Genomic DNA, 272 nt, shown 5'->3' with positions numbered 1-272 from the left:
GCCTGGGCGAGGCCCGGGCCGTGTCCGTGCAGGACGCCGACACCGCGGCCCGGACCACCTCGGCGAAGGTCGTCTTCGCCGACGGCACCCCCGCCGCCGACTCCACCGCCCAGACCGACGCACTCGGGCGGACCCTGACCTCAACCAGCGGCGAGGTCACCGCCACCCCCTCTTACGGGCCTGGCGGCATCCCGCACAGCACCGTGCTGAACCCGGCCGCACCGGATGTGTATCCGGGGCAGGAGTTCACCGCAGCCCTGACCCGCGACCTC

General features: G+C 74.3%; 1 protein-coding gene. It reads left to right on the top strand.

What is annotated here, in order from left to right; translation table 11 throughout:
- Window positions 1-20 precede the first annotated feature (20 nt).
- The coding region (locus tag IF89_RS40145; protein ID WP_158718182.1) for a hypothetical protein at window positions 21-272 on the top strand (252 nt) is incomplete at its 3' end.

It is taken from the genome of Streptomyces sp. NRRL F-2664, from assembly GCF_000719345.1.
Classification (GTDB): Bacteria; Actinomycetota; Actinomycetes; order Streptomycetales; family Streptomycetaceae; genus Streptomyces.
Note: the sequence above shows the minus strand (reverse complement) of the source record. Positions and strands in the feature narration are given on the sequence as shown.